The 6067-nt window shown below is 67.4% G+C and carries 5 protein-coding genes; 3 read left to right on the forward strand and 2 right to left on the reverse strand.

Annotated features, from left to right (window positions below; genetic code table 11):
- Positions 1 to 567, forward strand: a 567-nt coding sequence (locus J2X68_RS40040; RefSeq protein ID WP_310437525.1) for a transposase, incomplete at its 5' end; no start/stop codon positions are given.
- Positions 568 to 974: 407 nt separating this feature from the next.
- Here J2X68_RS40040 and J2X68_RS40045 read toward each other — a convergent pair.
- Complete coding sequence (locus J2X68_RS40045) at positions 975 to 1586, reverse strand: helix-turn-helix domain-containing protein (protein ID WP_310437526.1); 612 nt, start codon at positions 1584 to 1586, stop codon at positions 975 to 977.
- Between the two features lie 4 nt (positions 1587 to 1590).
- Positions 1591 to 2349 carry a tetratricopeptide repeat protein gene (locus tag J2X68_RS40050; protein WP_310437527.1) on the reverse strand — a complete coding sequence of 253 codons (759 nt, stop codon included), beginning with the start codon at positions 2347 to 2349 and terminating at the stop codon, positions 1591 to 1593.
- A 142-nt stretch (positions 2350 to 2491) separates the two neighbouring features.
- Between J2X68_RS40050 and J2X68_RS40055 the strand changes: the two genes are divergently transcribed.
- Entirely contained in the window at positions 2492 to 5794 is a 3303-nt protein-coding gene (locus J2X68_RS40055; RefSeq protein WP_310437528.1) for a BTAD domain-containing putative transcriptional regulator, read from the forward strand.
- Positions 5795 to 5808: 14 nt separating this feature from the next.
- A complete protein-coding gene (locus J2X68_RS40470) occupies positions 5809 to 5976 on the forward strand; it encodes a transposase (RefSeq protein WP_399041977.1) in 168 nt (55 codons plus the stop codon).
- Positions 5977 to 6067 lie beyond the last annotated feature (91 nt).

The following is a 6067-nucleotide window of genomic DNA, read 5'->3' on the forward strand; positions in this document are numbered from 1 at the left end:
CCCCCCGCATGGTCCGGCAACGGCCGCAAGCCGCAGCCCCGCTACCGCGGCAAGCCGTCCCCGGTGGCTGCACTCGCGGCCGACCATGGGCGGCAGGCCTTCACCGAGGTGACCTGGAGGGAAGGCTCCCACGGACCGATGCGCTCACATTTCCTGGCGCTGCGGGTGCGGCCGGCCGGAGTCAGAGCCCGACGCCTCGCCCAGGCCGCCGCCACCGACCCGGGCAGCTGGGACGGTGTCTTGCCCGAGGTCACACTGCTGGTCGAATGGCCCGCAGGCGCCGAAGCACCCACCGACTACTGGCTGTCCAACCTGCCTGCCGACACCCCGATCGCCAAGCTGGTCCGCCTCGCGAAGATCCGCTGGCGGATCGAGCACGACTACCGCGAACTCAAGCATGGCCTCGGCCTGGACCACTTCGAGGGACGTTCCGTGACGGGCTGGCACCACCACGTCACCCTGGTCACCGCCGCCCACGCCTTCCTCACCGAACAGCGCCTGGCCCCAAAAGCCGATACGCCGGACTCACCCTCTACCAGACCCTCGACGCCCTCCAGGACCTGCTGAACTGCTGGATGGGCACCTGCACCACCTGCCACCAGCCCCTGCCCAGAACACCCACCACCAGCCAGAACCCAAGATCCAGAGCAACCTAACGGAGTCCTACTAGAAGGCGCGCCCGCCGGGTCGCAGCGGCACCGTCGGGTGCGATCTGGATGTTCTTGAGCCGGTCCCGGTCTCTCATGCTGATCGAGAAGCCCGTGGCGGGGCCAGGACTGCGCCCCGGAAGCCGATCGGATCGGCTGTCACAAGCCTGCAATCCGGACAGATACCCCGCAGATCCGATGTCTGTCGCCAGCGCAAGACTCCGTTGGCTGAAGCCACCTGCGTCGTGAAGCGGGACCGCAGGACAAGATCAGCGGGAAGGCAGGGGCTCGCTGCGAACAGTGGTGAAGTCGTGTCGCGGTCAGGCCTCAGTCCTTGAGGATCGCGGCCGCGACGCGGTCCACGAGCCAGCTTGTTGCGCGGTCTACGCCCCATCCGAACGTATCCACGGCGAGTACGAACTGTGGGTTGCGGAAGTGAAAGAAGATGATTTTCGCCGCGTCCTGGACCGTGAGCCCTTCGGCCAAGTCGCCTTTGTCGGCGATTCCCTCGACGATCATCTCGAGCGCCTCGATATGGCGTTGGTCTGCGATGTCGAGGAACTGCTGTGCTGCCGGGGAACTCGGCCCGGCGCGCTCGACGATCCGCATGATGTCGCCGGCCTCTGCGGCGTGCGCCGCATAACCCGCGGCCAGGGACTCGAGTTTGGCCCGGCCTGTGGACTGTGCCGCCGAGTCGCTGATGATCCGCGCTACGGTCGGACTCGTTGTCCAGATGTCCATCAACGTCCGCAGCAGACCCTCTTTGCCTCCGCACTGGGCGTAGACGGTGGCAGGGGAGACACGTGCCTCGCGTGCGATCTTCTCAACCGTGGTCTGCGCGTAACCCGGATCGGCATACAGCTTTCGTGCCGCTTTGACGATTTCGTCCCGAGTCATCTTGGCGTACTCGTCGCGACGGCTCGGTGCTTGGGCTGACAACGTCTCACTCCCCGTCCGGGTAGCGGCCCGTGCCGCCCGCCCATGCACGGCCGAATGCTCTCATGACGGTCCAGCCAGCACCAATCGCACACTCTGCTTCGAACACGTCACGCCCGAGGGCGTCCTCGACGCAGATCCGGAGCGCGTCCAGCTCCCGTGCGTCATCAGGGTCGGGCACCTGGCCGAGGTCCGCGAAAGCCCGGCCGGTAAGCCCGATCAGCCGCGCGGCCAGCTGCACGTCCCTGTCGGCCGACGCGAGGGCAGCAGCAGCGATTCCCAGATACGGCAGGAAGTCACGGTAGCCATCTCGAAAGACACGCTCGCGACTCTCCTCAATCAGCTGGCGCGCGCGCTCGATGTTGCCGAGGTGCAACTCGACGAGAGCCAGGTTGTGGTACTCGGAGTGCACATGTTCATCCTGCCCGAGCTCGCGGTTGAGTTGAACGCTGGCCTCGTAGAGGTCCCGTGCCCGCGCGTAGTCGCCCGACAACCGGGCTACGGCGGCGAGCACGTGGCGCGGCCGCTCTTCCAAGCGAGGCATGCCCTCTTGCTGGGCTACGGCGAGGGCCCGCTGCGCCAATTCGGCGGCTTGATCAAGCTGCTGGTTGCGCAGGGCAACACGAGCCAGGCCGTACAACCCCTCCACCTCACCGGCCGGGTCGCCGACTGCTTGCGATCGCTCGACCTGCACTGCCGCCATCCGACTCACGGCGTCGGTGTCGCCGCGCCGGAACGTCGCGCGGAGGTGCTGTCGGTTCGTCACCGTGCCTCATCTGATCGAGAAAACATGCACTGGCTAGAGTGCCACTCTAGCAGTTAGAGTATGGATGCGGTCACGCTAGCGCGACTCCGATCCAGCCCAAAGCGGGCGGCATGCAGGGGCCGAGCCACCGAAAGGGCTGGACATGACAGCAACGCTCGTCGTTCCCGGAAACGCCGCCATCGTGGGAGAGCCTTCCATCGAGGCCCCTCTGCGCCTTCAGGTACTTGGTCCCCTGCGGCTATGGAGGGGCGAGTGCGAGCTCGAGGCCGGGCCGCGGCAGCAGGCGTACCTGCTCGCTCTGCTCCTCGCTCGCGGAGGCCAGCCGATCGGCGTCGGCGAACTCATCGACCTGATCTGGGGCGAAGACGCGCCCGCCAGCGCTCTCAACGTGATCCACAAGTACGTCGGCTCGATACGACGCCTGCTGGAGCCCGGCTTGCCCCCGCGTGGAACGGGCGCCTACCTGCTGAGACGGGGCAACGGCTACCTGTGCGCAGCGGGAGCGGACCTTGTCGACCTCCCGAGGTTCCGCCAGAAAGCCGCAGCCGCCCGGACCGTGCTGGCGGAAGGACACAAGGCAGCGGCACTGAATCACTATCTCGACGCGCTTCGTCTCTGGAGTGGTCCGGCTGGCGACGGGTGGGTGCATGGGCCCTCGGCGGTTCCGATCTTCGCCGGCCTCAATGACGAGTACTTCCAGGCCTGTATGGCCGCGGCTGAGGTGGCGCTGGCGCTCGGACAGCCTGCGCGGGTGCTGCCTGCTCTGCACCTGGCTGCCACGATGGCCCCGCTGCATGAACCGGTGCAGGCCAGCCTCATCACTGCGCTGGGAAGCGCGGGCCAGCAGGCGGAAGCCCTAGCCATCTACTCGGCCGTGCGCGGACGGCTCGCCGACGATCTCGGAATCGACCCCGGTCAGGCTCTCAAAGCCGCCCATCACCGGCTGCTCACCCAGACTCCCCCGCCCCAGCCTTACCCAGCCCGGGCTCCCGAGATCGAAGTCTCAGCAGCCAGAGCTCCGAAAACCTCACCAGCAAGGTTTGCGGCACCACCACTGCCGCCTGTCGCGCAGCGTCCGCCGGGCGACGTGGACCGGCTGGTCGGCCGCTCCGATGAACTCTCGGCGCTGCAACGTGCTGTTGAACCGGCCTTGGGCAGCGGCACGGCCGTGGTCCTGCTGGAGGGCGAGCCCGGAGCCGGGAAGAGCCGGCTCATGGAGGAGCTCGCCAGCCACGCTGAGGACCGCGGCGCTCTGGTGGTCTGGGGTCATTGTCTCGAGGGCGAGGCAAGGCCGACGATGTGGCCGTGGGTCGAGATGGTGTCCAGCCTGTTCGCTGTCGTGTCGAAAGCACGACAGGAGCAGTGGGCGGCCCGCGATCTCGGTCATCTCATCGGCTCACACGTGGAAAGGCCCGCAGTACCCGCGATGCCGGACGGCAACGCCCGGTTCCGCCTGCTGGAGCAGGTCGTGGAGTTGATCGCCGAGGCAGCCGGGGAGCGACCGGTCGTACTCATGCTGGACGATCTGCAGTGGGCCGACACGAGTTCGCTGCAGCTCCTGGATCATGTCGTCTCCCGCCTCCCCGCCAGCACAGCGGTCGTTGGCGCGCTTCGCAGCCAGGGCGCCTCGCCTGGCATGGAGCTGGTCCGGACGCTGGCGGCCGCCAGTCGCGCGACAGGTCACCGACGGATCCTGGTCGGTCCCTTGAGTCCCACCGAGGTGGCCGAACTCATCCGAGTCGAGACCGGTATCCGCCTCACTCCTGACGCGGCCGCATCAGTCCACACGCGCACGGCAGGCAACCCGTTTTTCGTCCAGGAACTGGGCCGGCTGTGGGCCGCCGGCGGCGAGGTCACCGAAGACACCATGCTGCACAGCAACGTCCCGGTGACGGTGCGCGATGTCGTGCGTGACCGGCTCGCTGTGCTCGACAGCGATGCACACGAGCTGCTGGAGACAGCAGCACTGGTCGGCCGCTGCGTCGAGCTCACCCTGCTTGCCCGGACGGCTTCGCTCGACGTGGCTTCCTGCCTTGAGCGTCTGGAACCCGTCCGCGGCCTGGGGTTGGTCGGCCCGACACCCAACGACCCCTTCTCCTACCGCTTCACCCACGACCTGGTGCGTCAAGTAGTCTCCGAAGCGATCCCGCCCGGTCGCGCTGCAGCGCTGCACGGCTCCATTGCCGACGCCATCGAGGAGACAGCCCTGAGCGACGAGTCCGTCGCCGAGCGGTTGGCACACCACCTATGGAGCGCGGGCCCCGTCACGGACCCGATTCGAACCATAACGGCCCTGGTCCGCGCCGGCACACACGCCATGGCAAAGACGGCACTCGGGGCAGCCGAGCGCCATCTCGGGTCAGCCGTGGAGCTGGCACGCAAGGCGTCGCTTCTCGAGCAGGAACTCGGGGCGCTCTCCCAGCTGATCGCTGTCGTCGGGATGCGCTCGATGTACGGCACCGCGTCTGTCAGCCTGCTGGAGCGAGCGGAACAGGTCGCTCAGCACCTTGGGCGCGACCGTGACGCGGCCGGGTTTCTCTTCTCGCGCTGGACCGCCCACGGCCAGGCCCTCGACCTGGACCGAAGTACTCCTCTTGCCCATCGGCTCGACGAACTCGGCAAGACCGCCCAGGACACGGTCGCACGCTGCTACGGCAGGGCCGCAGCAGGCATCCACGAGTGGTGCCTGGGAAACATCGGAGAGTCCTACCAGCGGCTGAGCGCCATCAGTCCCGACACCTTCTTCGGCCCCGACGATGATGAATACGATCCTGTACGCAAGGGCGTGCAGCTGATGACTGCCGGGATGTTCGCTGAAATAGCGGGCTACCACGGACAGACAACACAAGCGCGTGCAGTACTCAACGTACTGGCCAAGGCGGCAGGGGACGACCCATACTCCGTCACCACCGCGACCTCCTTCGAGGCCCGGACAGCCTCGGTGGTAGGCGACCCCGCATGGGCGCTGCGCGCGGCCGAGCGCGGGATCGCCGCCGACCCGCACTTCTCCTTCGCCTCACTGGGCACTTACCTGCGCTTGGCCCGATGCTGGGCGCTGGCGAACACCGGTGAGAACCCCACCTCCGCCGCGGACGAGGCTGAGCGCCTCATTCGCACCCATCTGGCCAGCCCCGCCCGCACCTGCGTCTCGACCTGGTATGCACTGCTCGGCGAAATGCGCATCGCCGCCGGTTCGTTGGACCAGGCTGCGGCAGCACTCGACAGCGCCGAGGAATACCTCGAACGCTACGGCCAACGCTCGGCAGAGGCGCTGATCATCCTCGTGCGCGCACAACTGGAACACGTAGCCGGCGACAACCGTAGTGCGGTGCGCCTGGCCGACCGGGCCTGCGCCGTGGCACACCGACAAGGGGCACTCCTCTTCGTACAACGCGCAGAGAGGCTCCTTGCCCGCATCGAGCAGCGCGGCGGCCACGCCAACTGATCCCTGGTTGCCGTGTGTCGTCGCCTGATGGCCGGTGGGCGGGGCTCGGGCCATTGCTGCCGGAGCCGGCCCAGACGCAAGGCCGCCGGTGGCGTGATCACCATGAGGTGATCGACACGATCCCGTTCAAGTACCGCACCCTGACACCATGGATGGACCTGTCCGAGCACTTTGGGTCCTAGGCGCTGTTTCTCGGATCTCCCTCCTTGGGTGGGGTGTTGAGGGCAGGCTGGCTCCATGGGACGCGGAGACCTGACGAATGCGGAGTGGGAT

Source organism: Streptomyces sp. 3330, assembly GCF_031456635.1.
GTDB lineage: Bacteria > Actinomycetota > Actinomycetes > Streptomycetales > Streptomycetaceae > Streptomyces.

Bases quoted from the DNA above. Each gene is read 5' to 3' on its own strand.
- J2X68_RS40055 (WP_310437528.1), top strand. From the start codon at position 2,492: ATGACAGCAACGCTCGTCGTTCCCGGAAACGCCGCCATCGTGGGAGAG.